The sequence below is a fragment of the Rhodoligotrophos appendicifer genome, assembly GCF_007474605.1.
Lineage (GTDB): Bacteria > Pseudomonadota > Alphaproteobacteria > Rhizobiales > Im1 > Rhodoligotrophos > Rhodoligotrophos appendicifer.
Genome location: NZ_VHKL01000003.1, coordinates 235,133 through 257,845 on the forward strand (window position 1 = coordinate 235,133; position 22,713 = coordinate 257,845).

Below are 22,713 nucleotides of genomic sequence, written 5' to 3' on the forward strand. Positions count from 1 at the left end.
GTCTCCATGGGATGCGAAATGGGGATCAGGGTGTGCGGTAGGTCACGCTATATTCGAGGATGGCGACGCCCTGCCGGCTCTCGCCCTCGCCATCCAGCCCGATATTGGTGGAGGCGAGAAACGAGTGCAGGGCAAGCCTGCCGAAGCTGCCGACGGCTGCCATCGCGCCTTCGACGATCTCACAGAGGGCATCGATCCGATCGTCCAGGTCCACCGTGGCCGCGCACCGGATCTCAATCAACAGCGAGGCCGTGCGATCCAGCCTGCCACGCAAGGTGGATGTCTCAGATGTTTCTCGGATCATATAGACCAGCACCGTCGGCAGCTCGTTCGCCTGCGTCGGCCGGGTGCGGGTGCGCACCACTGCGCAGCCATGTGGCACGGCCGCCTTCAGGATCTCGACCACGGCCGCGCGGATCTCCTGCCTGCGATGGGTCATGGCAGCACCTCCGCCGCGAGAGGGCCGGAGTATCGCCCAAGAAGGATCATCGACATGCCCTCGCCCAGCGGCCTGATATCGAGGATCGAATAGAGCGTCTGCCGTGCAACGACGACATCGTCGGCCGTGATCCCGGACGCGTCTTCCGACGTGATGGTGATCGACGTCATGAGGTCGGAACCGCCAGCCTCGCCGTCGACAATCACATAATGCCGGGAATCGAAGATCGCCTTGATCACGCGGTCCTCATGCAGACCCTGGCTGCGAATCGTCACGGCTTCTCCGAAGGTCTCGGTGACGATCTGATTGACGATGCCGAAGTCGAACATTCTTCCTCCAGACTTGCGAAAGGCGCCCAGAAGGCGCCCATTCGCAACTGAGCAAGGTGTGACCCGCTCTCAGGCTTTCAGCCTCGCAAGGATCTCGGCCTTCGTCCCGGCACCGATGAGGTCCACACCCCGGCGCTCCGCCTCCTCTTCCAGCTCGGCCTTGGTCATGCCGTCGAGATCGACCTCCTCGACGGCCGCACCCTCCAGTGCACCAGCCTTGCGGGCGAGCTTGACGACGTCGTCGGGAAGGTCCCCGGCCCATCCGGCCGGCACGCGATTGGTCCGACCCGTCTGCTCATCGACGAACTCGAACCGTCTCTTCATCCTGACTTGCATGGGTTTCCTCCATCACATGGTGAGCTTGATCATGACCTGCGGGCGCAGGCAGATCGGCAGCACGTTGGATTCGGTGTGCACGTCGCGACCCTTGCCGTGGGGCAGGTCATGGGTCGAGACGAAGACCTTGTTCGCCGGATTGGGCGCCTGGTTGGCATCCATGATGGTATCCGGCGGCGCGATGTAGCGCTTGAAATAGGGCGTGCCCATGGGCACCGCGATCGCCTCGTCCGACTCGACCGCCGTCTGCACCTCGAAGGTGTTGTCGGGCTTGCGGAACTGGAACTCCTCGTCGATGCGCTCCAGCGTCAGGCCGGCGAAGGTGAAGGTGTCCTGGATGTCCTCACGCGCCGGGTTCGGCGTCGCACCGGGATAGGCCTTGAGGGCCTCGAGCACCTTGGCATGGCCGACATAGGCATCGAAGAACTCCGCCCCGGCAAAGACACGAACGCCGGTCGAGGGTGCGCCCCGCAGCTGCTTGCGGATTTTCTCCTTCACCGCCCGGTTCTTCGCCGCGACATCGGTCGTGGTCGTGGCGAGCTCGAAGTTGACGCTGTCCTGCGTCAGGTCGAAGAGGTCGTAGAGATCGACTAGCTCCTTGCCCTCGGCATCCAGGATCACGCCTTTGAGCGCGCCCCAGTCGAGGTGATTATGCGTGGCATCATGCTTGGCCCGGATGGTGAGCAGCTTCTCGTTGATGACGCCGGCCAGCGTCTGCATCACGTAATTCGTGCCGTAAACGGTCAGGTTCTGCAGATCCGCCGGGGTAATGGCATCGTCCAGAGGGAAGTGCGGGATCGACACCAGCGTATCGCCGACGCCTCCCCGCATATTCTTGTTGGACGGCCCGCCCCGCTCGCGTGCCGGGATGATGGTAATATCGCCATCGATCACGGCGATCTTGACGTAGGTGAGCGGGATCGGCGTGTCCCGGAAAATGCCGAGTTGTGCCGGCCTACCCGTCACATAGGGCGGCACGTTGATGACTTCGGTGAGCCGGGGATCAGCGAAGTCGGGGGCGTTCAGAAGATCAAGAGGCGTCATGAAGCGTTACACTCCGGTCTCAAGGGTTATGCCCCGCGAATCGAGCACGTCGAGGGCGGCGGTTTTGTTGGAGGCCGAGATGCCGGCCGGCCAGATGAGGCTCTGGTCGACGACCTGCGCATGGCGCCGCAAGATCACCACGGTGCGATCGGCGGTGAGCGCTGGCGTCTTCTCCAGCAGGATACCGGCGGCCGTTTGCGTGCCGTCCGAGGCGGCGGTGTCCAGCGGCTTGTATTTGCGTGTCGCCGTCACGCGGCCGAGCACGGTGCCCACCTCGCAAGCCGCAACGCCGGACGCCAGAACAGACCTGCTGTCGCGAGAATAGCTGTTCGGCGCCTCCATCTTCACGACGTCGGTGGCGACCTTGTAGGAACGATGGGTAATGGTCATAGGGTTCTCCTTGATGCCGGCTTAGGCCGTGATGCCGAGGCGGCGCTTCATGTCGGCCACCAGGTCGACCCGGGGCACATCCTTGGATGCAGGCTGGTGCCAGGTGTTCACCGCCGTGGCCTGCTGGCTCGCCACCATCTTCTGGAAGAGCTGTGAGCGAACCTGATCGAGCGAGACCCCCTGCTGAATGAACTCGTCTGCCAGGGACGCCTCGATCGCCGGATGGCTCTTTCGGGCGTCCTCGACCGCAGCGCGGATCTGCTTGGCGCCATCGGCACGGGTGCGGGCTTCCGCCGTGCTCACCCCTTCCTTGATCAGCACCGAGGCCATTGCCGGTACTCCGGCGGCGATGCAGATCTCCGCGATCTCGGCGGCGGCGGCATTCTTGGCGGCCGTCACCGCGGCGATGTCGACAGGGGCAGGATTCGTCGTCTCCGCGGGCTTCGGTTCCGCCGTGGTCTGTGCGGTCATTTTGGGTTTCCTTTCATTACCGGGTGGCGCGGTGGGAGCCGCCTTCGCGGTTGCGGACTGTGACCAGCCGCGGGCATCCGACAGAGCCGTGATCGGCTCCGGCGTGTGTTGATAGATCCGGTAGTCGAAGGCGGTCGGCTCCTCGGCCTCGGTCTCGTCCACGCTGTCCGCATAACTTTCGGCGACCGCCTCATCCGCCGTCAGCCAGATCTCGGCGCGCATGTCGTCGCGGATCGTCTTGGCGGGTTTGCCGGTCTTGGCGGCATAGATGTCGGCCATGCCGTCGGCGACCGTGTTCAGCGCCTTGACCGTCCTCTCGAGAGCGGCAGCCGTGCCCCGCACGATCGTCGAGGGATCATGGATCATCATGGTCGAGCCTCGACGCATGACGACCTTGGAGCCGCCCATGGTGATGATCGAGGCGGCCGATCCGGCTATCCCCTCGACGATGACTGTCACGATGCCGGCATGCGCCCGCAGCGCGTTGTAGATCCCCTGGCCCTCGAAGGCGTTGCCGCCGCCGCTGTTCAGATGCACGGTGACGTCCGTGTTCCGGCCGACCTCGGCCAGGGCACGGACCACCTCCATGGAGGTAAATCCCTCTTCCCAAAAACTCTCGCCTACGGCGCCGTAGAGATACAGCTCGCCGCCCACCAGGATATCCATGTCGATTGCGTCCTCAGCGCTTGTCCGGATTGTCCGGGTCTTGCGGCTCTTCGGTCTCATCTGCACCGCCCGTTCGCGAATCGCTGTCGAGCACGATGCCGAGCCGATCGGTTCGCTCGTTGTCGGAGGCGATTTCCTCGTCGATTTGCTCGACGTCGTAGCCCTGCTCGGAGACGACTTCCCGCCGGGACCGGAAGCCGGCGCGCACCTCCGCCGTGCGGGCCTGCACGTCCTGCACCGGATTGATGTAGGCCCAGCCCTGCGGCACCCATTTTGCCCGGGCGACGGCGCCGGAGGTAATCCCTGCCGGCAGGCGGATGCGGCCTGCGAGGATCGCCAGATCCACCCACCGCCGCAGGATCGGGCGGCAGAACTGGAACACCACCAGATGGTGCTGCCACATGGCGCACCGCCTGCGGAACTCGTTGACCGAAGCCCGGAAGGTCCTGTCATTGACCTGGCTGTAATCGCCGGTCAGCTGCTCATAGAGAATGCCGACCGAAGCCGAGATAATGCGCTGCTGCAGGCGCATGAACTCGAGATAGGCATTGCCCGGGTCCGGCGGCTCGTTGAACTCGACCTTCCGGCCCTTGCCGAGCACCTGCATGGTGCCGGGCTCCAGCGGCGCCACCCCGTTTTCGATCTGCTGGCCAAGAACACCCGGCTCTTCGACGAAGTCCTCTGGCATCTCCTCGGTCACGAACCCCGCGAACAGGGCTGCCACCTGCTGGCGGGTGAGCTGGGCATCGTCATACTTGTCGAGGTCGTGCAGCTTGACCATGGCCCGGGTGAGCCAGGGCTCGCCGCGGATCATGCCGGGGCGACGGACGGCGGCCATATGCACGACTTCGCTTGCCGGCACCGCCACCGTTTCCAGCAGCGTCGTCAGTGCGCCCATCCGGAAGTCGTGCGGATGCTCGCGATAGAGATGATAGGCGACGCGCTGGCCGAGCCTGTTGAACTCGACGCCGGCGCGCACCGTGTTGCCGTTGCGCAGCGCCTCTGACTTGATCTCGGGGCAGAACTCGCTCTCGATCATCTGCAGCTGCAACGGAACCGACAATCCATCTTCCAGCCGCCGCACCCGCAGCCGCGTGAAGATGTCGCCCGCCTCCGCCATGGAGCGCACCGCGGCCGCCTGTAGCCCATAGAAGTCGAGGCGGCCATCGGCATCGGCCTCATCCGTCCATTCCAGAAAGGCCTGACCCATCGCCTTGTTGAGCTCGGCATCCGGGGTCTGGAACTGGGGGACGATCCCGGTGCCGATGACGCTCGAGACCACGGCCTCGAGGGCTGCATCGGCCGTCCCGTTGTTGCGCGCCATGTCGCGCGAGCGGTCGCGCAGGGTGGCAAGGCCTGCGGTCGCCAGCGCATTGGGCCCGGCCTGCGGTGCCATCCACCGCGCCAGCCGCGGCGCCTGGCTCGCCCCCTCATAGGTGGACATGAGCGCCGTCATCTTGACCTGAGGCTGTATTGCCACCGGTTCGACATAGCTATCGGTGCCCTTGACCTTGAAGCGGACATTGGCGGTGCGCATCATAGGCCCTTCGAGGTGGCGAAGCGGAACTGCGATGCCTTGGCCGGCGCGCAGCCTGTCTCAAGCGTCTGCAGCTCGCGGCGATAGGTGGAGCGTGCCCGCATCAGATCGTCCAAAGACATGTAAGTCACCTGGCGGTCGCCGAAGCGGACGGAGAGCGCTCCTTGTGCGATCGCACTGTCGAGCCCACCGATCCGGCTTTTAAGCCAGGAGATGCGGGCCGCCTTTTCCAAGTCCGTCATCGACCTACTGCCGAGGACCTGGCGACGCGCGGCGAGACCATGGGCGGCCGCTCCCTGGTCAGGATTGGCGCCACGACGGCCGGAGGCGGTGCCGCAGCCGTGAGCGGCATCTCCTCAAAGTCCAGCTGCTGCTCCTCCAGCGGCGCCTCGCGCTCGGCCTCCAGCCGGTCCCAGACCGCATCCGGCATGCTGCGCACCCCGAGCTTGGTGGCCGCGGCCTCCGCCTGCAGCATGGTGTCGAGGCCTTCGTTCGCCTGGTTCGGGTCCTTCACCCATTGATAGACGGTGAAGCCGGCCTTGTTCTTGACCGGCTTGCGATGCTCAGCCGTGAGCTGCCGGAAATACTCGTCATCCAGGCCCTTCGGGAAGCCGACGTAGCCCCGCATCTCGGGGTCCTGCTTGCCGAGGTCGCGATACAAGGACATCTTCATGACACTGGTGCCGAAGTTGAAGAAGCGACGGGAGTATTTAAGGAGCCGGCCGTCGCGGGTGCGCTCCTTCTTGACCCGCTGAATGCGCGGCGCCGTCTCGTTCGCGACACCGCGCACCATGATCACCTTCGAGGACGGGTGCTTGCGGACCCAGCTCCACACGTCCTCGGTCCAGGCATTGCCGTCGATGGCGATCATATCCGCCGAGATGTCGCGGCCCGCGGCGTTGCGCCAGCTCTGCGAGACGAGGCCGGTCAGCTTCTCCTGGCAGCCCGCATCGGTCACGTGACCGGGGAACACCCCATACTCGATGACATGGCGCCGGAAGTCGCGGCCCCATCCGATCACCTGCCACTCGACGCGGTCAGCCTGGCAGTCGACGCCGATGGTCAGCAGCAAGGCGCCGACAGGGATCGTGCCCCTGGCATAGACGGAGACCGATGCGCGGTCGCGGATCTCCTCCCACGGAACCGATTCACCTTGCGCCTTGTAGGCCAGGCCTACCGTATCGTTGAGGAAGCTCTGCTCGGAGGCAGGGTCACCCTTGGCCTTTAGCCACTCCCGGGCGATCCGCTCCCAGGACTGCAAATAGGAATAGGCCGACCAGAGATAGAAGGAGCGATGTTCCCGCTTAGCTAGCGGGTTCTGGGCGCGCCACTCGAGCCCCTTCAGCATGGACCGGCGGTGATGCTCCTCGATGACGCCGCCGCATTCGACACAGACGAAGCAGGCATTCTCAGGCCGCGCCTCGTCGAGATGTTGCAGCATGTTCTCCCATTCCAGCACCTGCATGTGCTCGCAGTGCGGACAGGGAACGTATGGATACTCCTGGCTCCCGGCGTCAAAACTCCGGGTGATGCGGCAGCCGGGCTGCACGAGCGGCGTCGAGACCTTCAGGATCTTCGCGAACTCATGGCTGCGCGAGCGGCTGTCGGCCTGCACCTCGGGATCGCCGGCGGCGTTCATCTCCCACTTCGCCAGGTCGTCCTGCACCTGGCGACGCATGGTCACCTGGCTCAGGCTTGCCGGGGAGTTGGCGCCCGAGATTTGGATCGCACCGCGGCCGTCGCGCCGCTCCTTGTACATGACCGAGTCGCTGCCATCGCGGGACTTCTGCGGGAACAGATCGCACAGGGCCGGCGTGCCCTTCAGCATGGGCGAGAGCTTCATCTTCGACCAGCGCCGCGCATTGTCCTCAGTCGGATGGACGTAGAGGATGTCGCCCGGGTCCATGGCGAGCGAGCCGCCGGTGAAGATGTTGCCGAGCACCGTGCCGCCGAGCTGGGCCGACTTCATCATCGTCACGAAGCGGCAGGGATCTTCAGGTCCGAGCGCGCGCAGCACCTCATCAAAATAGGGAAAGAGGGTCCGGTTATAGGGCCCGGGAAACGGGCTCTCCCGCTCGGAGAAGACGATGTTCGCCTCCGCCCAGGCCAGATAGTCGACAGGCGGAGGCGGAGAGAGCACTTCGGCGAGCGCCTCCATCGCGAGGCGCTGGGCATTGGTGATGTGGATCGTCATGGCACCCCCTCCCCGTCTTCCTGCAGGTCTGGAACGATGTTCGGCAGTTCCCCGGACCTGACGGCGGCCGCCTCTGCGGCGCGCTGGCGGACGGGTCGGAACTCGGTCTTCATCAGATGCAGCACGTCTCGCTGCGGGATCTCGAACCTGGCGGCGATGGCGGATGCGAGGTCGGTGAGCGCGCCCTCGAAGACCGTCAGCATCTCGCGCAGAGCACTCCCCATGGCGGCCTTGCTCTGGTCAGCGCGTACGTAAGCGCCGCGCCGTGCTAGCTCCTGCTCGGCAGCCGCGCGATTGCGGAACTCGATCTCGCGCAGCTTCTCGCGGCGAAGGCGGTCCTCGACCGGATCGGCCAACGGCGCCGGTGCGGGTGCTGCGGCGATCCCGGGCCTGAGATCCGTCTCCGCGCCGTTGCCGAAGCGCTGGCCGACATCGAGGCTGAGCCTGAGCTGCGACTTGGCAGCCTCGAGATCGATGCGCGCATTGCGGCCCAGGCCAACGATCGCCGGCCCGTGGATCTTGCCCTCGGCAAGCCATTGCGACACGCGCCCCGGCGTCACCCTCAAAAGGCGCGCAAGCTCGCCCTTTGAGACGACGCCAGGGTCATCGGCTTCGCTCACGCTCAACGTTGGCCTCGTGTTTAGGGGGTAAAGTCGAATGTTTAGGCTTCGGAAAAGCCGTCAGACTGTCGAACACTCGCCGCCCGAATTACCCGCGGGCGCCGCACTTCCCAGGGGCCCCGTCATCGCATCGTCGCCAGGGCCTGCTCGATCGAGGCCTGGATCAGGCGCGAGCCGTGCAGGCCAACCGAGCGGGCGACGATCCCGAAGAAGTCAAAGCGCGGCGTGTAACTCACTTCGGCTACGAAGATCAGGACGGGTGCGATCTTCCTTCCCCGCCTGCGGTAGACACCAGGAGTGAGTGCGCTTCCCGCCTTGGGCACGAAGTAGCGCTCGCGCCGATAGTTCTTGTTCCGCTTCACCGATGCCGCCGTCCGGTTCATGGCATAGCCGGCGACGGTCTCGGCCGCTTTCAGGTCGCTGAGGATGCGGATCATGGTGCTGCCGGGAATGTTCCCGTGAGCGTTGAGCTTCATGCCCGAGCCCGGAACGAGGAAGCCCTTGTTCCCCATCAAGCCGATGGACGACAGCGCCCGCTCGGAGCGCTTCTGACGACGCCCGCCGCCAAACACCTGGGGCGCCAGGAACTTCGAGGCCGGTGTTCCCTTGGCAAATCCTGCGAGCTCGTCCTTGATCCCCACCTCGGCCTCGAGGCGATCCCGCATGGCCGGCTGGATGTAGAACCCGTTCAGCGTCGCCCGCGTCGGTCGATCAAAGACAGACGATGCAGAGGTGACCAGATCCTTCTGCGCCTGCTGCGCGGTCTGCGTCAGGCCTCGCGCCACGCCGAAGCGGATATTCTTCTCGATCTTGGCGAGGTCAGCCAGCGTGGCCGTCGGATCAACGACGCTCATGCGGCCCCCGGAAACACAAAACCCCTCGCGGTTTCCCGGAGGGGTTCATTTCGGACGCGCTTAGCGCCCATCGTTAGGGGTAATGTCAAGTTTTTTTCGGGAATTGTCAAGCAGCCTTCTTCTGCTTCGGCAAAAATCCTGCCCAAGGCTCGCGGATAAGCCACTTCACAAGCGGTTGGCCCTTCTCAACCATACGGTCGTGAAGGGCGATGAGGCAGTCCCCGAGACGATCGACCCTCGCATCGGCTTCTGCATGCGCCTTGCTGATCTCCTCGACGGAATAGCCGACAAACTCAATGAGGCAGATGTAGGGCTCATGTGTACGCGGGTGCCTCAGCATCTTCGGCTTCGGCCCGGCACTCGTCTGCCGCATCACGGGTCGGCACTTCAACGGCGGCAGTTTGACCACTCGGCTTGGCATCTCGCCCTTCTCCGCATGATCCACGATCAGCCAGTAATCGTTGCGGGGCAGGTTCCGAACCCAGGCATCGACGGCAACCGCGTCCTCGTGCACCTGCAGCCAGCCATTGATCAGGCCGCCGCGACGCTCCGCCATGCACAGGGAGGACCTCTCATGCCGCAGCGACCAATCCTCGGTACCGCCGGCCGCCGCCCGTACGCACTCGTCCTTGTAGGCCCACACCAGCAATGACCAGGCATCGGTTTCCCGCCGCAGATCCGCCTTGCGAGGGTTGCGAGGGTCATGCGAGGGTTTCGGATCAACCCTCGCAGCACTTTTTTCTTTTGAATTCAGATCGTTACAAGTCTCTTGCGAGACTTGCGAGGGTTTTTCTCTCGTGTGTGTATAGGAACTTTCCATCTATCCCTCCTCTAAGACTCTCTCATGCGTGACGCGCGCGAAACCCTCGCAACCCTCGCAGAGATCCTTTAAGTCACTCGTGCGAAACGATTTTCAGCCGCGCGAGGGTTTATCCAATCCCTCGCAAAGCCTCGCAACCCTCGCAGCATCAAGCATCATCGGCCGGATGCGGCGGCTCGGGCGCACGGCCCTCATTCCGCGCCGGCACATCGTGCAGCCGCACATCGAGGTAGCGGCGGATGCGCTCCGACGTCTTGAGGAAGCCCTTCTGCGGCATCACCCGTCCGAAGGTCGCCTCCTTCCATGGTCTCACCGCATTGGCATGACACCAGGAGACGAACGCCTCGTACATCTCCCGGGCCGTCACGCTTTCATTGGCAACGAGCGGTGATCGCTCGACACAGTCGGTGATGAAGCCGCCGACAGGGTCCATCTCCTCGCGATAGGCAAGGGTTGCGGCCAAGACTTCGGGCGGTGCTCGCAAGCCCTCCGACATGTAGCGGCGCAAGCCCTCGATCAGCCAGTTGAGGATGCCGGAGCGCTCGGCCTCGAACTCGGCCAGAACCTGCTCCATGGGCCGCTTCTCGGCATCCGAGATCGTCACCGACCAGGGGATCAGTCGCAATCGTCGCCAGATTCCGTGGTCGACACCGCCCACCTGGGGCAAGTCGTTCCCCGACATCATCGCCTTGAAGGTTGGATACATGTCGAAGAAGCCTTTATGCAGGTGCCGTACCTGCGTCGGCTCCCCTCCAGTCAGCGCCTTGATGAGCGCTTCCCGCAACGGCTCCCCGCGCGGCAGCTCCGACACCCCGCACCATGCGCGCGCCGGTCAAGCGCGCGAGCTCCGGCGTTGCCTGGTCGCCCCGTCGCTGCCCCACGCCCGTCACCGCCTCAGGATTGAGTGACTGGGCATACGCACCCATCAGCCGGCTGAGCGCCTCGATATAGGTGCTCTTGCCATTGGCACCGGTGCCGTAGTTGAAGACCAGCACCTGCTCCCCCGTCAGACCGGTCAGCGCATAACCGGAATAAACTTGCAGGAAGCTTCGCACCTCCAGATTGGGCTGAAAGCGATCGAGGAACTCCAGCCATTTGGGACATCGAGCTTCAGGGTCGTAGCGGACGGGCGCCACCTTGGTGATGAGGTCCTCGCGATCGGGCTCCAGATGGTCGACCGCCATATCCCAGCGCGGCTCGTCACAGTCCGGGTTCTCCAGGTCCTCGACCTTGCGGAACCGCAGCGTGCCGTTCATCACGTTGAACTTGATGGAATCGGGATCGAGATCCTCGGGCGCCACCGTCTTGTGCGGCAGAGCCTGGCTGATCATGCCCCGGATCCGAGCATCATTGCCTGACGAAACCGCAAAACGCCGTCGCCCCACCTTCCGGCCGGCGACCTCCTCGAGCGCCTGGTCCGCCTTGGCGATCGCCTCATTGTCCTCCGGCGTCCGATCCTGCTCAGGCTTTCGCCGCAACGGGACGGCCGCATCGATCAGCGCCGCCTCGCCAGGAGAGGCAGCGATGAAATCGACTTCGTGGCCGATGCGCTCGGCCGTCTCCTGAGCCCGGCGGACGATATCCTCAGCGCCGCCCTTCACTTCCCAGTGGCTGCCGATCCAGGAATGCCAGCCGACATCGCGCACGTGAAGGAGATCGTCGCCAAACCAGGAGATCAGCCGTTGACCATTGCCCGTGTCGTTTTGCGGTTCGCCCGCACATCGGCTGAGGATCGCCGCATAGAGTGTCACCGGCCCGGCAATTTTGCGGGCTTGCTCCAGCGAGCCTCTGACATCGCTCACGCTCACGCCGCCCCCTTCCCCAAAAGATCGTTGAAATCCATGCCACGCGGCGGCCAGGCCACGCGCACATCTCGGCCACTCGCCCCGATGGCGTCGGCGGCCGCCTGAACGGCGTTGCGTGCGCTGCGCCAATCGCTCTGGTCATTGTCGGCGCAGAGGGTGACGCAGAGGATCTCCTGCGGCAGCACCACCTGTGCGAGATTGCCCAGGCTCAGCCCTGCCCAAACCACAGCGCCGGCATTCAGGCTATCGCGCACCGAAAGTGCGGTCTCGATGCCCTCGGCGAGATAGAGGTGAGAGCCCGGCGGCGCCAGGCGCACGGCCGCCCCCCCAGCCCGGCCAAGCATCATCTTGGCTGAACTTGACGCGATCTTGTCGCTGCCGTCAGCCGTGAGATAGGTGCGGTGCACGCCGCTGAAATGCCGCCCCACCTGCATCACGCCCACCATAGCGGGGAAGCTCAAGCCGGATGGCTTGTGGCGCAGATACGGGTGATAGCGCAACGAGGCTGGCAAGGGGCCGGTAATGCCGCGAGCGCGAAGATAGGCCTCGACGGGCGTGCCCTGGGGAGATCGGCACTCGCGCCAGATCCGCGCCGCGGTATCGATCTTGGAGGACAGCTCACGCCGCTCAGCCGCATCTTTTCGTGCCTCGGCCTCGCGTCGGCGTTGTTCGACGATCGGATCGGGACGCGACATCTCGCCAGGATAAATGCCCGCGAACTGAGCCAACTGTTCCACCGCCGCGACGAAAGACAGCCCTCGCGTCCGCTCGAGATAAGCGATGGCATCGCCCCCTGCCCCGCAGCCGAAGCATTTAAACAGGCCCTTAGTGGGGATCACATGGAACGAGGCGGTGCGTTCCGAATGGTTAGGCAAAGGACAGCAGCCCCAATACTCCTGCCCGCGGCGCTTGAGTTTGGTGTCCCGCGCCACGAGGGCGACGAGATCCACCCTGGCCTTCAGCGCATCTACATCGACGCGGCCACTCATAATTGTCCCAGCATCAGCTGTTTAGGGACGCGATCCACCGAGGAGGACGATTTCTGTGCCGCTTCTGCCCGCTGGACCTGCAGCTCACGATAATGCGGGCCGCACCACCAGCGGCCACGGATGGATCGACGGCCAGACCAGCCTTCGCCGAACGTGGCCCAGGCGCTGCAACCGGGATGATCGCAACGGAACGGAGGATCACTCGGATCGCTCCTCAGCGTTGCGTCGGGTCCCTGTAGAGACTGGCGGTTGGACTGAGACATCAGGCATACCTCCGAGAGACGGAGGCAGGATCCCACGTCACCATGTTGGCAAGGTGCAGGGCTGCCGCGATTTCATCCCAGGGGCGCCTCAGGAGAGCAGCGATCTCCGCCTCGCTCAACCCGCTCTCCCGCATCAGCGCTGCGCCGATGCCCACCTCCCTCGCCTCGAGCGAGGAGGGATCGACCGTCACGATCCGGCCAAATGTGCCGCTCATGCCAACGCCTCCACCAAAGCCTTGATCGTGGCGATCGCCGCAGAGCGGGTCAGCGGCACGCGGACCGTTCGGTCCTTGCACGCAATCAGCCAAACCAGCACCGCACCCTGTTCGCTTCCGCGATCATCCGGACGGTCGAAGGCCACGAGCTTTCCAGCGGACACGAAGTCCTGGGGCGGACACTCCACCGGCGTCTTCTGCAGCATCACGGCCTCCGATCGTCGGTGCCGGCACCACGGAGAAAATAGGCTGTCAGCGCCAAGGCACGCCAAGCCACATGGGCCATGTGCGGCAGACCACTGGCGGGATCACGATCCTCACCGCGCCAGAAGGCCCATGCATGGCGCATCAGGGCCGCGAAGTGAAAGCCCCAATGCCCTCCCCGCTCCCAGTCTCGATCGCCATAGAGATTGCCGCCGATGGTGCCGGCCAATGCAACAGCCTCGAGCGCATCCGGAGGCAGAAGATCATATCGCGCCTTGAACCGCCCTTCTGGAGACGGTTCGATGATTGGCTGTGAGACCAAGGATTTCATGGGAGCACCTCGATGCCTTCAGGGTCGTTGTCACACTGCTGCTTCTGAGTGGACGGCAATGCTCCTGACGAGTGCGGGGGATAGAGATCGGGCCGCAGTTCTGAACGCTTGATAGCTCCAGCCGTCGCGCGTTCGACGAGCAAGACATATTCTCCCGGCACCCCTCGCTTGGCTCGGGTGAGCCAGTACCAAATCCGGGATTGAGTCGTGCCGATCAGTTTCGCTAATCGGCTCTGTCCCCCCACCAAGTTAACGGCACGTTCCAAAGCAGCGTTCTTCATTCCTCCACTACTACCAATTTATCAGTGAGTTTCAACAATATTTTTTGTTGAGACAATTTGTTGTAGGAGTGCTACCAAATTGTTGATGAGCGCCGATGCGAAACCAACTGCTTTGGCGGCCCGAGTGAAGGCCGCGCGGGAGGCGCTTGGTCTTTCGCAACCTGCATTGGCTGAGAGGGTTGGCATGAGCCAACAGGGGATCGGCGCCATTGAAGCGGGCAAATCCGATCGGCCCAAGAAGCTACGTGAAATTGCTCGCGTCCTCGGAACAACCGAAGGGTGGCTCCTGGGAGAGACCGAGGATCAGGGGTCGCCAGAAAATCGTGAGGCTGACTCTACGTACCCACTGCATCAGCCAAATGCGGAAGTAAGAGGTGCTGTCAAACTTTCCCGACACCGCATCCCGCTGTATGGCGGCGGGATTGGGGGAACAGACGGACGCTTTGTCCTAAACGGCCAGCGGCTCAAGGATGTATTGGCGCCGCCTTCACTCGAAGGCGTGCGGAATGCATACTCCATCTATCAGTACGGCACCTCTATGGAGCCCCGCTATTTTGCTGGGGAGGTCCACTTCGTGAATCCAAATCTCCCCGTCAGGCAGGGTGACTTTGTGGTGGCCCAGATCTTCTCCGAGGAGGGAGAGCCACCTGCTGCATACGTTAAGCAGTTCATCTCGCTGAACTCCAAGGAGCTTGTCTTGAAACAGTATGAGGCAAGGGAGGACTGGACTGAAAAAGAGCCGGAAAGTGAAAAGTACATTCTCCGCTTCCCCGCGTCCCAAGTGGTAAGCGTTCATGTGATTGTTCAGACAGGAAGAGAATAGCCTCACCTCCATCGCGCTCGGACACTGATGCAATCTCCTTCGCCTCCCTGAACTCGACACCAGGAGCATCGAAATTTCGGGGCCACTTCTGAGAGCAGAAGGTCGGGCCCAATCCTCCGCTCAAGGAGCATCTTCACATTGAAGGTACGCCGCCTTCCGCAGTCGTCGCAAAGGACCTGCGCGAAGATCAACCTGCCAACCGGTCGCTCGAGATTCGTATCAAACCCGATCACCAAACTGCCTCAGTTATGTTCTTGTTCTGTTCACATTCATTCCAAACCACAGCTCGAATGTCGAGTCAGATTTCTCGGTCCGGTCATCTTTGTACGGGCCGATCGACAAGTCACAATCTACTAATTTATTAGTTGATTGAAAACCAATAACTTGGTAAACGTGCCGGACTGCTTAACTGATTGAGGCGGTCATGCACATTGCTCTCCCAACCATCCACCTTTCCCATGCGTCGACGGTTTCCCGCGACTCGGTGGAAACCGAGATCTCTCATCGACCGCAGCGTCGCCGTACCCAGCGCAGTGCGCTGCGGGTCGGAAAGATCACCCTCAAGCACACCACCGTCATCCGCCTCCTGTCGGACGCGATTATCAGCGCCATGATGCTGCGTGGTGCAGTGAGTATTCGGGACATCGAACAGACCGGCCTCACGGCCACTCAGGCTGAACCCTTTAAGGAGGAGGCCTTCGCCAAGGCTCTCGAGCGCGAACCGCGCATCCGCGGTCTCTTGAAGGACGCGGCCTGATGCAGTCCGTTCGCTCCGCCTCGCGCAAATATGCTTTCGTTTCTCCCCTGATCAAACGGCTCCAATCCCAAGGCGACGTGGGTTTCTGGCAGAGAGACCCGATGGCATTCGCCCTCTTGAAAGACGGCAAGGTGATCGCGCGGGGTGAGAGCCAAGCGCACTGCCTTCTCTGTGCAATCGATTTGGGCCTAGCGGCAGCGCCTCCTGGCGATGAGGCGCTTAGACCACTTTCATTGGGCAAATATCTCGCCTCTGGCGTCGAAATCTTGCCGGAGGCCGAACATGTCTGACGAATGCACCTGCGCGCGCTGCCGGAGCGACAGCCAACCCGTCACTGGGTATCTCCGGCATCATGGGTTCCGGAACAAGGTGGCCACGGCCTCCGGCCTCTTCGTCAATCTTGCATACCCACGCCCGGAGACGATCCGTCTGCGCGATATCGCCCGCCATCTCTGCCAGATGAACCGCTTCTGCGGGGCGACCAAGCTCCCATTGTCTGTCGCTCAGCACTCGGTTGTGGTTTCGAAGCGCGTTCTGCGCGCCGCCGGGCCCCTCGAGGGACTTCAAGGCCTCTTGCATGATGCGCACGCGGCCTATCTCGGAGACATCAGCGCGCCCTCAATCGCTGAAGCCCACAAGCGGACTGGACGCCCGGTCTGGTATGAGATGGCGTCCGAAGTCGATGCAGCGATCTTCCAGGCACTAGGCGTGCCCCTGCCCGACGAGGCCACGCGCCGACTCATCAAATCAGTCGGGCTCGCGGCCCTGGCGACAGAGTGGCGCGATCTGATGCCGGAGGTGACGCCTCCGACACACGCATCGCCCCTACCCGTTACGATCAGACCCATGACCTTCACCAAGGCGGAGGAGGCATTTCTCTTGGCGTACCGGGATCTCTCTACGGCTGCCAATATCCCGGAGAGGATCTGATGCGCGCCCGTTGGTCGCCCGCCGAATGCTTCATCGTCGCCCTTTGCATCACCATCGGCCTGATGATGGTCGTGATCGGCGACCTCGCGGAGCAGGCCAGGCTCATCCGCACCTGGTCGAGCCATGTCCAGAGCCCAAAGATCGCTCACGACCGCGTGCCCTCCATTTGCGTCAAGCCACCGGCAGAGGAACCGATCGGGCGAGGGTGACCGCTGCGCCCCTTAACCGGGAAAGCCATTCGAAGATTTTTTTTCCAAGGGAGAACACCATGCCACGGACGACCCTCAATCTGACAGTCATCCAGAAGCGGATGCTCACCAAGGCGGAAGCTGCCGATCACTGCGGGCGTTCGCCGAGGCACTTCGAGCACGAATGCCCAGTGACACCCATTCAGTTCGGCAATGGCGATCTGCGCTGGGACATCAAAGACATCGATGCCTGGATCGACAGCCTCAAGGCGCCCGAGGCCTCGTTCGTGTCCGACGAAATCATCGGCAGGCTCTAGTGAGCCACGTCCGCGTCAAGGGCTTCAAGACCTTCTGGGACCGTCACGGCAAGAGGCGATGCTATCATCGTGCGTCGGGTATCCCGGTTGATCTCGCCAAGGCGCCGTACGGCACGGCGGAGTTCTTTGCGGAATGTGTCCGCATTGCCGCGCAACTGAAGAAGCCGGACCCGCCAAAGCTTGGCACCCTCGGTGGTCTCATTGCCGCCTACCGGGCCCATGATGCCTTCCTCGACCTCTCTTCCCGGACGCAGCAGGATTATCATCGCTGCTTCAATTTCCTGCAGCCGATCGGCGAGACACCGCTGATCCGCTTCGACTCACCCCTTGTGGTCCGCATCCGGGACAAGGCCTCCGCAAAACTGGGACGTCGCTGGGGGAACTACGTCAAAGCGGTGCTCTCCATCCTCTTCGGCTGGGCTGCAGAGCGCGGTTACATGGCGTCGAATCCAGCGGCTATCGTCAAGAACATCCGCCGCAAGAAGGGCGCGCCGGAGGCGAACCGCCCGTGGACGGATGCCGAGCGTGAAGCCGTGCTCGAGGCCGCACCGGGGCATCTCCTGCCGGCGATCGCCCTCATGATGTTCTGCGGCCTCGATCCACAGGATGCGCTTGCCCTGCCACGCTCGGCCGTGCAGGACGGCAGAATCGAAAGCCGCCGCGGCAAGACGGGGCAGCCGGTTTGGCTCCCCCTCCCCGCCCCGGTCCGGGAGATCCTTGCCTCAGCCCCCGCGCACGAGGCGGAGACCCTGTGCGTCACCAGCCGAGGCCAGACCTGGACGCCCGCCGGCTTTCGAGCCTCATGGCGCCCCGTCAGGCAGAAGCTCGAGCGGGAGGGCAAAGTCGAATCAGGTCTCACCTTGAAAGGCCTCCGCCATACCGTGGCGACGATCCTCGCCGAGATCGGCTATGACAATCGCGCCATTGCCGATGTCCTGGGACAGAAGACGGAGGCCATGGCTGCCCATTACTCGCGACGGGCGGATCGCTCCAAGAAGAATGCGGCCACAATGGAAGGATTTGCCGCCGAGGTGACCCGCCGCCGGGGAAAGACAGAGACAGAGCCCTCGTGAAGGCACCGAACGGGCCGACGGCTGACGCAACGCTTTACGCGTTAAGTTCGTCAGCGGCGGCAAGCACTTCGACCACGATTTCCTGCACGTCTTCCGGTCGTGTCCGGTGGTTGACAAAGCAGGCGCGCAGCACGAACTGGCCGTCGATTGTGGCATTCGACAGATACACGCGGCCCCGCGCGATGACGCGCCTCAGGATCGCCTCGTTGTCCTTGCTGCCATGGCTGAAGCAGACCGCGCTCAGCGGCACTGGCGCGAGCAGCTTGAGCTCCGGCTGCGCCCGTATCGCCTCGGCCAGGAGCTGGGCATGTTCCAGATCGCGGGCAATGGCGTCACGAAAGGCCCCGCGCCCGTGATACTGCAGCGACAGCCAGAGCTTCAGCGCTCGGAAGCGCCGCGACAGCTCCATTGATTCATCGAAGAAGGCGAAGGTTTCACCGGGATCCTGGTTGAAAATCCTGACGTAATCTCCGCTGTGAGAGAACGTTCTCCGCGCCGCGTCGCGTTCGCGATAGAGCAGGCAACCGCAGTCGATTGGCTGGTAGAGCCATTTGTGCGCGTCGAGGGAAATCGAATCTGCCAGGTTCAGCCCCTCGAATTTCTCCGGAACCGCCATCGCCGCAAGGACACCGAAGGCGCCATCGACATGGAGCCAAAGCCCTTCGGTCCTCGCAATGTGGGCGATCTCAGGCAGTGAATCGATGGCGCCGGTAGCCACCGTGCCGGCGCTGGCCACGATCGCTAGAGGCTTTCTACCAGCCTTCCTGTCCCTGGCGATGGCGGCCTCAAGAGCGTCGGTGCGCATACGAAAATCCTGATCGACTGGGATCAGGCGCAGATTGTTGTGGCCAAGGCCCAACAAGGCCATGGCCTTGGGGATCGACATATGGACTTGTTCAGAGGCGTAGACCACGCCCGGCCGCGCGCCGTCCTCATTTGCAGGCATTACGGTCTCGCGGGCGATCGCCAGCCCCATGAGGTTGGCCATCGAACCGCCACCGCACAGGCTTCCCGCAAAGCCGCTGCATCCGACTGCGCTGGCGAGCCAACCGACAACTGTGCGCTCGATCGTGACTGCCGCAGGGGCAGAACGCCAGGAGGTCGTGTTCTGATTGAGAACGGAGGTCAGGAAGTCGCCGACAGCACTGACCGGCTCCCCCGACCCCGCGACGTAGCCGAAAAAGCGGCCCGTGCATGGTCGGGAATGCTCGGCAATGGCCTTGAAGTCGGCCAGAATGCCGAGGCCTGTTCCTTCATCCGGCCACGGGCGATCGAAGAGGCGCACCGTTTCCGCGCCACTGCTCGAGGGATAGGATGGTCGGTCGTCCAGCGAAGCCCAGTACTCGGCGGCCAGTTTTGTCGCTTCCGTCATCAAGGCAGCCAGATCGCGATCGGAAGACTCCAGCGCTTGCATGTCATCATTCCTGTCAAGCTCTGACGCGCAGGCTATTCTGCCCCTGGAGGGACAACAAGGATCCTCTTTGAAGGAGATGCAGAATGGACCAGGTCACCGGCGGTTGTCTGTGCGACAACGTCCGAATAGTAGCATCGGGCCCCCCGTACCGGGTCGGCCTCTGCCACTGTCTCGACTGCCGCAAGCATCATGGCGCCCTCTTCCACGCCTCCGCGATCTTTCCCCAGGATGCGGTGACCATCGAAGGCGAAACGCGGGATTATGCAGGCCGCTTCTTCTGTCCCCGGTGCGGCTCGTCCGTTTTCGCGCGCACCGCAGACGAGATCGAAGTGAACCTCGGCTCCCTGGATGCCCCCGACCAGCTGATACCGACATATGAGAATTGGATCATCCGACGGGAATCCTGGTTGCCGTCCTTCCCCCTCACGCGACGCTACGACCGCGATCGTGACGCGACCGGTCGTTATGAGGAATAGTGGGCCCGTTCGAAGGCGACGAAACCACGCTGCTCAACATCTCTTTTAGGCAGCAGGCTGGAGGCCTGCGAAGGCTTCAGCGATCCGCTGCGGCGCCTTCGGACGCGCATACATCCGCTGCAGATAGGCTTGGAGGTTCGGACGGTCGTGCAGGACGTCGACTTCATCGCCCCAGTCCAGAACATAGGCGGTGACGCAATCCGCGATTGAGATCCTGTCGCCGACGATGAACTCCCGCCCCTCCATGTGACGCTCGAGGACGGCTGTCATCTCCGCATATTCCTCTTTTGCGAGAGCGATGTCCTGCGGCAGGCGCTTGTCCTCGGGATAGAGGAAGGTGTGCTTGGCCATCCGCCACAAGGGCTGCTCAAGTTCAGTGACCGCAAACATGATCCAGCGATAGGCCTGCCCCCGCTCCTTCATGTCAGTAGGCATCAAGCCCTTGTCACCAAACTTCTCTGCCAAATACATGACGATCGCCGCCGATTCCGTGAGGACAAGATCGCCGTCCACCAAGACCGGAACCTTGCCCGCCGGGTTGAGGCGCAGGAATTCAGGAGTGCGGTGCTCGCCAGCGCGCAGGTTGACGGTCACGAACTCGAACTCCGCATCAAGCTCCTGAAGGGCCCACCTGGCCCGAAGCGAGCGGGTGGGCCCCAGTCCATAGAGCTTCATCATCGTGATATCCTCCATTAAAGACAGGCAGTGATCACAGATGGACGGGTAAGAAGCAGATGGCTTCTGCCCTCTTTTGTCATCAGGATCATCGACGCCGTGGTCGCGATCGAAGGACGTCGGAGAACACTCCGAGCCGACATAGGGTCACTGAAATTCCATCAAGAGATTTGCAGGATCACGTCGGAGCATCGCTCGCGCGATCCGCGACCCCGTTCTCCGGATCTGCTGATTGGTGCAGCCGTCATGAGGCGGCTCGACGCCATCTCATCGCGAGGAAGCCTGCCCCGATCATCAGCGATCCGCCAGCACGGTTGACTGCGCGCTGAACAGCGGGTTTCCGGATCGACTTGCGAGCAAGAGAGGCGAGCAGGCCGTAGAGCGTCGCATTGATCGTCGCCAGCACCAGAAATGTCACCTCGAAGATCACCATCTGTTGGAAGACGGGACGCGACATGTCGAGAAACTGCGGAAGGAAAGCGACGAAGAAAATGATGCTCTTCGGGTTCAGTGCCGTCACCACATAGGTGTGCAGAAAAATCCGGAAGGGCCGTTCTTTGGGCGCATCAATCACCGCAACGGAAACCGGAGCGCGCCAGAGCTTTATCCCTAAATAGATGAGATAGGCCGCACCGCTCCACTTCAGAGCGGTGAACAGCGTCGCCGATGCGGCGAGCAGCGCACCCAGTCCAGCCATGGAAGCCGTCATGGCGGTGAAGTCGCCAAGCGCCACGCCAGCGCCGGTCGACGTGGCCGCCTTTCGTCCATGGCCGAGGGCATAGGAGATGACAAGCAGGATCGTCGGCCCCGGAATAGCAAGAAGGACCGCGGAGGCTGCAACAAAGACCAACCAGTGCTCAAAGGACATAGTGCTCCTCCGATCGAGAGCAGGAGCAATCCATAAGGGCTCGCGCAATGCAAGGCTTGTGGAGCAAGTTGCGTGAGCCGGTGGGTTGAAACAGGACATGGGCAGGCGGAAGTGCTGGGTGCCTTTACACCAATGTTCTTCTTTTGTTCAGTTTCTTGACCTATGAAAGGGTCCGTACACAGAAGAGGGAACATTCCGTGACGGTCGATCCACCCAATGCCTCAACAGCACTCCGCTTTAAGTGGAAACACACCTGGAGCTACAAGGGGCCTGATTTTCAGGCTCGGATGGGTCATGACTATTGCCGGGTCTATAAGAAATCCGCTGTAACGCCCTCCGGTCACTCATGGTTCTGGTGTACTGGAAAAAACGGTTGGAACGCCGGCACAGGTCACGCGGCGACAGCAAAAGAAGCCGCAGTTAAAGCGGAAGAAGCATACTTGAGATTTGAAGTGCCGACGAAGGTTGAACATTCATCTTACTGAGTAAAAAAGTTCAGTGTTGCGGACGAACTCCAGGAGATGGCACTCTGATATTGGGGCAATCTTGCCCCCGCCGCCGATCGCTTTATACCCCCGAGGAGTGGTCGGCGGCGAACAGCCGAATTGCAGCTCACGCAGCTCTACTAAGATTTAGAAGCAAAAGGGTGCTTGCTTTGACCTCTGCAAAAATGCCCTTCAAGTATGTCAGACCCTCTCCGGATCGGACCCGCCTCATACCCGGAAGAGGCTATGTCGTGAGCTATTTTGTTAAGAAGCACGGCATTACTAAAGAAGAGGCGCGTCAACTTCTGCGTGAGATTGGAAACGATCGAGCCAAGTTGAATGCAGCCGCTGTGAAGCTGAAAGAGGAAAAGACGCGCTGACTGCGCTGATGCCCTGGCGGCAGGCTGTGCAGTCACGGCCGCCCTATCTACGATCACACAGTGGAGAGCTGCGCAGGCAACAAACCGGCGAACCGCCAAGACGATCTCAGACGTCAAACGAGGTCAGGATCGGGCATGGCCCGGCGGTTCCCTCCGCGCATTCTTTCGCCAGTCGCCGAAGCGAGTCGCGAGCACGCTCGAGCTCTGCGATCTTGGCATTCAGGATTTCGATCCGGCTCCGTGCCAGCTCCCGAGCACGGCTGCGATCTTCGCTCACGTCGAGTGCGAGCAGCTCTTTGATCTCCTCAAGCGTGAATCCGGCCGTCTGCGCCTGCCTGATGAACCGCAAGCGGCGCAGATCCTCCTGATCGTAGTGACGGATCCCCGTCTCCCGCGTTGGTGTCTGAAGCAGCCCCTTTCGCTGGTAAAAGCGGATCGTTTCCACCCCCACGTCACCCGCAGCGGCCAGTCCGCCAATCGTCAGCGCGTTTGCCTCTTGACTCTGTACCATGGTACAGACTCTATATCAGAGCCGACAC

33 protein-coding genes are annotated in these 22,713 nt (G+C 62.6%); 10 read left to right on the forward strand and 23 right to left on the reverse strand.

The features are described from left to right. Window positions 1-25 precede the first annotated feature (25 nt). From gpU to FKM97_RS08095, 19 genes are all read right to left on the reverse strand, one after another. Entirely contained in the window at window positions 26-439 is a 414-nt protein-coding gene (gene gpU, locus FKM97_RS08005) for a phage tail terminator protein (protein ID WP_144291887.1), read from the reverse strand. Continuing rightward, window positions 436-768, reverse strand: coding sequence for a head-tail joining protein (locus FKM97_RS08010; protein WP_144291888.1), 333 nt, complete (start codon window positions 766-768; stop codon window positions 436-438). The genes gpU and FKM97_RS08010 overlap by 4 nt, the downstream gene beginning before the upstream one ends. Window positions 769-837: 69 nt before the next feature. Further along, a complete protein-coding gene (locus FKM97_RS08015; RefSeq protein WP_144291889.1) occupies window positions 838-1,104 on the reverse strand; it encodes a hypothetical protein in 267 nt (88 codons plus the stop codon). A gap of 12 nt (window positions 1,105-1,116) precedes the next feature. Continuing rightward, the gene (locus FKM97_RS08020; protein ID WP_144291890.1) at window positions 1,117-2,148 is read right to left on the reverse strand and encodes a major capsid protein; all 1,032 of its coding nucleotides are present in this window, start codon (window positions 2,146-2,148) and stop codon (window positions 1,117-1,119) included. Between the two features lie 6 nt (window positions 2,149-2,154). After that, window positions 2,155-2,538 carry a head decoration protein gene (locus FKM97_RS08025; RefSeq protein WP_144291891.1) on the reverse strand — a complete coding sequence of 128 codons (384 nt, stop codon included), beginning with the start codon at window positions 2,536-2,538 and terminating at the stop codon, window positions 2,155-2,157. A gap of 21 nt (window positions 2,539-2,559) precedes the next feature. Continuing rightward, window positions 2,560-3,675 carry a head maturation protease, ClpP-related gene (locus FKM97_RS08030; RefSeq protein ID WP_170240814.1) on the reverse strand — a complete coding sequence of 372 codons (1,116 nt, stop codon included), beginning with the start codon at window positions 3,673-3,675 and terminating at the stop codon, window positions 2,560-2,562. Window positions 3,676-3,688: 13 nt separating this feature from the next. After that, complete coding sequence (locus FKM97_RS08035; protein ID WP_144291893.1) at window positions 3,689-5,215, reverse strand: phage portal protein; 1,527 nt, start codon at window positions 5,213-5,215, stop codon at window positions 3,689-3,691. After that, window positions 5,212-5,454, reverse strand: a complete 243-nt coding sequence (locus tag FKM97_RS08040) for a phage head-tail joining protein (protein ID WP_144291894.1) — start codon at window positions 5,452-5,454, stop codon at window positions 5,212-5,214. The genes FKM97_RS08035 and FKM97_RS08040 overlap by 4 nt, the downstream gene beginning before the upstream one ends. After that, complete coding sequence (locus tag FKM97_RS08045; protein WP_144291895.1) at window positions 5,451-7,406, reverse strand: phage terminase large subunit family protein; 1,956 nt, start codon at window positions 7,404-7,406, stop codon at window positions 5,451-5,453. Before FKM97_RS08045 ends, FKM97_RS08040 begins: the two co-directional genes overlap by 4 nt. Then, complete coding sequence (locus FKM97_RS08050) at window positions 7,403-8,032, reverse strand: hypothetical protein (protein ID WP_144291896.1); 630 nt, start codon at window positions 8,030-8,032, stop codon at window positions 7,403-7,405. The genes FKM97_RS08045 and FKM97_RS08050 overlap by 4 nt, the downstream gene beginning before the upstream one ends. Window positions 8,033-8,148: 116 nt before the next feature. After that, a complete protein-coding gene (locus FKM97_RS08055) occupies window positions 8,149-8,880 on the reverse strand; it encodes a hypothetical protein (protein WP_144291897.1) in 732 nt (243 codons plus the stop codon). Window positions 8,881-8,986: 106 nt separating this feature from the next. After that, window positions 8,987-9,700: a hypothetical protein gene (locus FKM97_RS08060; RefSeq protein ID WP_144291898.1), complete on the reverse strand. Its 714-nt coding sequence runs from the start codon at window positions 9,698-9,700 to the stop codon at window positions 8,987-8,989. Between the two features lie 148 nt (window positions 9,701-9,848). Then, a complete protein-coding gene (locus tag FKM97_RS08065; protein WP_144291899.1) occupies window positions 9,849-10,511 on the reverse strand; it encodes a DNA primase family protein in 663 nt (220 codons plus the stop codon). Further along, window positions 10,420-11,502 (reverse strand): hypothetical protein, encoded by a 1,083-nt coding sequence (locus FKM97_RS08070; RefSeq protein ID WP_205014814.1) that lies wholly within the window; start codon window positions 11,500-11,502, stop codon window positions 10,420-10,422. Before FKM97_RS08070 ends, FKM97_RS08065 begins: the two co-directional genes overlap by 92 nt. Window positions 11,503-11,504: 2 nt before the next feature. Then, on the reverse strand, window positions 11,505-12,494 hold the full coding sequence (locus FKM97_RS08075; protein ID WP_144291901.1) for a DUF7146 domain-containing protein: 990 nt from the start codon (window positions 12,492-12,494) through the stop codon (window positions 11,505-11,507). A gap of 262 nt (window positions 12,495-12,756) precedes the next feature. Further along, entirely contained in the window at window positions 12,757-12,972 is a 216-nt protein-coding gene (locus tag FKM97_RS08080) for a hypothetical protein (protein ID WP_144291902.1), read from the reverse strand. Next, window positions 12,969-13,178, reverse strand: coding sequence for a hypothetical protein (locus FKM97_RS08085; protein WP_144291903.1), 210 nt, complete (start codon window positions 13,176-13,178; stop codon window positions 12,969-12,971). The genes FKM97_RS08080 and FKM97_RS08085 overlap by 4 nt, the downstream gene beginning before the upstream one ends. Further along, on the reverse strand, window positions 13,178-13,507 hold the full coding sequence (locus FKM97_RS08090) for a dATP/dGTP diphosphohydrolase domain-containing protein (protein ID WP_144291904.1): 330 nt from the start codon (window positions 13,505-13,507) through the stop codon (window positions 13,178-13,180). Before FKM97_RS08090 ends, FKM97_RS08085 begins: the two co-directional genes overlap by 1 nt. After that, window positions 13,504-13,788 (reverse strand): helix-turn-helix domain-containing protein, encoded by a 285-nt coding sequence (locus FKM97_RS08095; protein ID WP_144291905.1) that lies wholly within the window; start codon window positions 13,786-13,788, stop codon window positions 13,504-13,506. Before FKM97_RS08095 ends, FKM97_RS08090 begins: the two co-directional genes overlap by 4 nt. 85 nt (window positions 13,789-13,873) lie before the next feature. Here FKM97_RS08095 and FKM97_RS08100 point away from each other — a divergent pair, with 85 nt between their 5' ends. The 7 genes from FKM97_RS08100 to FKM97_RS08130 all read left to right on the forward strand — a co-directional run bounded on the left by FKM97_RS08100 (window position 13,874) and on the right by FKM97_RS08130 (window position 17,876). Then, on the forward strand, window positions 13,874-14,611 hold the full coding sequence (locus FKM97_RS08100) for a helix-turn-helix domain-containing protein (RefSeq protein ID WP_246105004.1): 738 nt from the start codon (window positions 13,874-13,876) through the stop codon (window positions 14,609-14,611). 424 nt (window positions 14,612-15,035) lie between these two features. After that, entirely contained in the window at window positions 15,036-15,368 is a 333-nt protein-coding gene (locus FKM97_RS08105; protein WP_144291907.1) for a hypothetical protein, read from the forward strand. Then, on the forward strand, window positions 15,368-15,658 hold the full coding sequence (locus FKM97_RS08110; protein WP_144291908.1) for a hypothetical protein: 291 nt from the start codon (window positions 15,368-15,370) through the stop codon (window positions 15,656-15,658). The genes FKM97_RS08105 and FKM97_RS08110 overlap by 1 nt, the downstream gene beginning before the upstream one ends. Further along, entirely contained in the window at window positions 15,651-16,298 is a 648-nt protein-coding gene (locus FKM97_RS08115; protein WP_144291909.1) for a hypothetical protein, read from the forward strand. Before FKM97_RS08110 ends, FKM97_RS08115 begins: the two co-directional genes overlap by 8 nt. Then, entirely contained in the window at window positions 16,298-16,507 is a 210-nt protein-coding gene (locus FKM97_RS08120) for a hypothetical protein (RefSeq protein WP_144291910.1), read from the forward strand. Before FKM97_RS08115 ends, FKM97_RS08120 begins: the two co-directional genes overlap by 1 nt. Window positions 16,508-16,566: 59 nt before the next feature. Beyond that, complete coding sequence (locus tag FKM97_RS08125; RefSeq protein WP_144291911.1) at window positions 16,567-16,803, forward strand: helix-turn-helix transcriptional regulator; 237 nt, start codon at window positions 16,567-16,569, stop codon at window positions 16,801-16,803. Then, a complete protein-coding gene (locus FKM97_RS08130; RefSeq protein WP_144291912.1) occupies window positions 16,803-17,876 on the forward strand; it encodes a tyrosine-type recombinase/integrase in 1,074 nt (357 codons plus the stop codon). The genes FKM97_RS08125 and FKM97_RS08130 overlap by 1 nt, the downstream gene beginning before the upstream one ends. A gap of 34 nt (window positions 17,877-17,910) precedes the next feature. Here the strand turns inward: FKM97_RS08130 and FKM97_RS08135 are convergent, their stop codons facing one another. Continuing rightward, window positions 17,911-19,290 (reverse strand): pyridoxal phosphate-dependent decarboxylase family protein, encoded by a 1,380-nt coding sequence (locus FKM97_RS08135; protein ID WP_144291913.1) that lies wholly within the window; start codon window positions 19,288-19,290, stop codon window positions 17,911-17,913. 83 nt (window positions 19,291-19,373) lie between these two features. Between FKM97_RS08135 and FKM97_RS08140 the strand changes: the two genes are divergently transcribed. Next, window positions 19,374-19,766 (forward strand): GFA family protein, encoded by a 393-nt coding sequence (locus FKM97_RS08140; RefSeq protein ID WP_144291914.1) that lies wholly within the window; start codon window positions 19,374-19,376, stop codon window positions 19,764-19,766. A gap of 45 nt (window positions 19,767-19,811) precedes the next feature. Here FKM97_RS08140 and FKM97_RS08145 read toward each other — a convergent pair whose 3' ends face one another. Beyond that, window positions 19,812-20,444 (reverse strand): glutathione S-transferase family protein, encoded by a 633-nt coding sequence (locus FKM97_RS08145; RefSeq protein ID WP_144291915.1) that lies wholly within the window; start codon window positions 20,442-20,444, stop codon window positions 19,812-19,814. 241 nt (window positions 20,445-20,685) lie between these two features. Beyond that, the gene (locus tag FKM97_RS08150; protein WP_144291916.1) at window positions 20,686-21,309 is read right to left on the reverse strand and encodes a LysE family translocator; all 624 of its coding nucleotides are present in this window, start codon (window positions 21,307-21,309) and stop codon (window positions 20,686-20,688) included. A gap of 197 nt (window positions 21,310-21,506) precedes the next feature. Here FKM97_RS08150 and FKM97_RS08155 point away from each other — a divergent pair, with 197 nt between their 5' ends. After that, complete coding sequence (locus tag FKM97_RS08155) at window positions 21,507-21,794, forward strand: hypothetical protein (protein WP_144291917.1); 288 nt, start codon at window positions 21,507-21,509, stop codon at window positions 21,792-21,794. Between the two features lie 251 nt (window positions 21,795-22,045). Next, window positions 22,046-22,174, forward strand: coding sequence for a hypothetical protein (locus FKM97_RS26880; protein ID WP_281290083.1), 129 nt, complete (start codon window positions 22,046-22,048; stop codon window positions 22,172-22,174). A 106-nt stretch (window positions 22,175-22,280) separates the two neighbouring features. Here FKM97_RS26880 and FKM97_RS08165 read toward each other — a convergent pair whose 3' ends face one another. Further along, window positions 22,281-22,685 (reverse strand): MerR family transcriptional regulator, encoded by a 405-nt coding sequence (locus FKM97_RS08165; protein ID WP_144291918.1) that lies wholly within the window; start codon window positions 22,683-22,685, stop codon window positions 22,281-22,283. Between the last annotated feature and the right edge of the window lie 28 nt (window positions 22,686-22,713).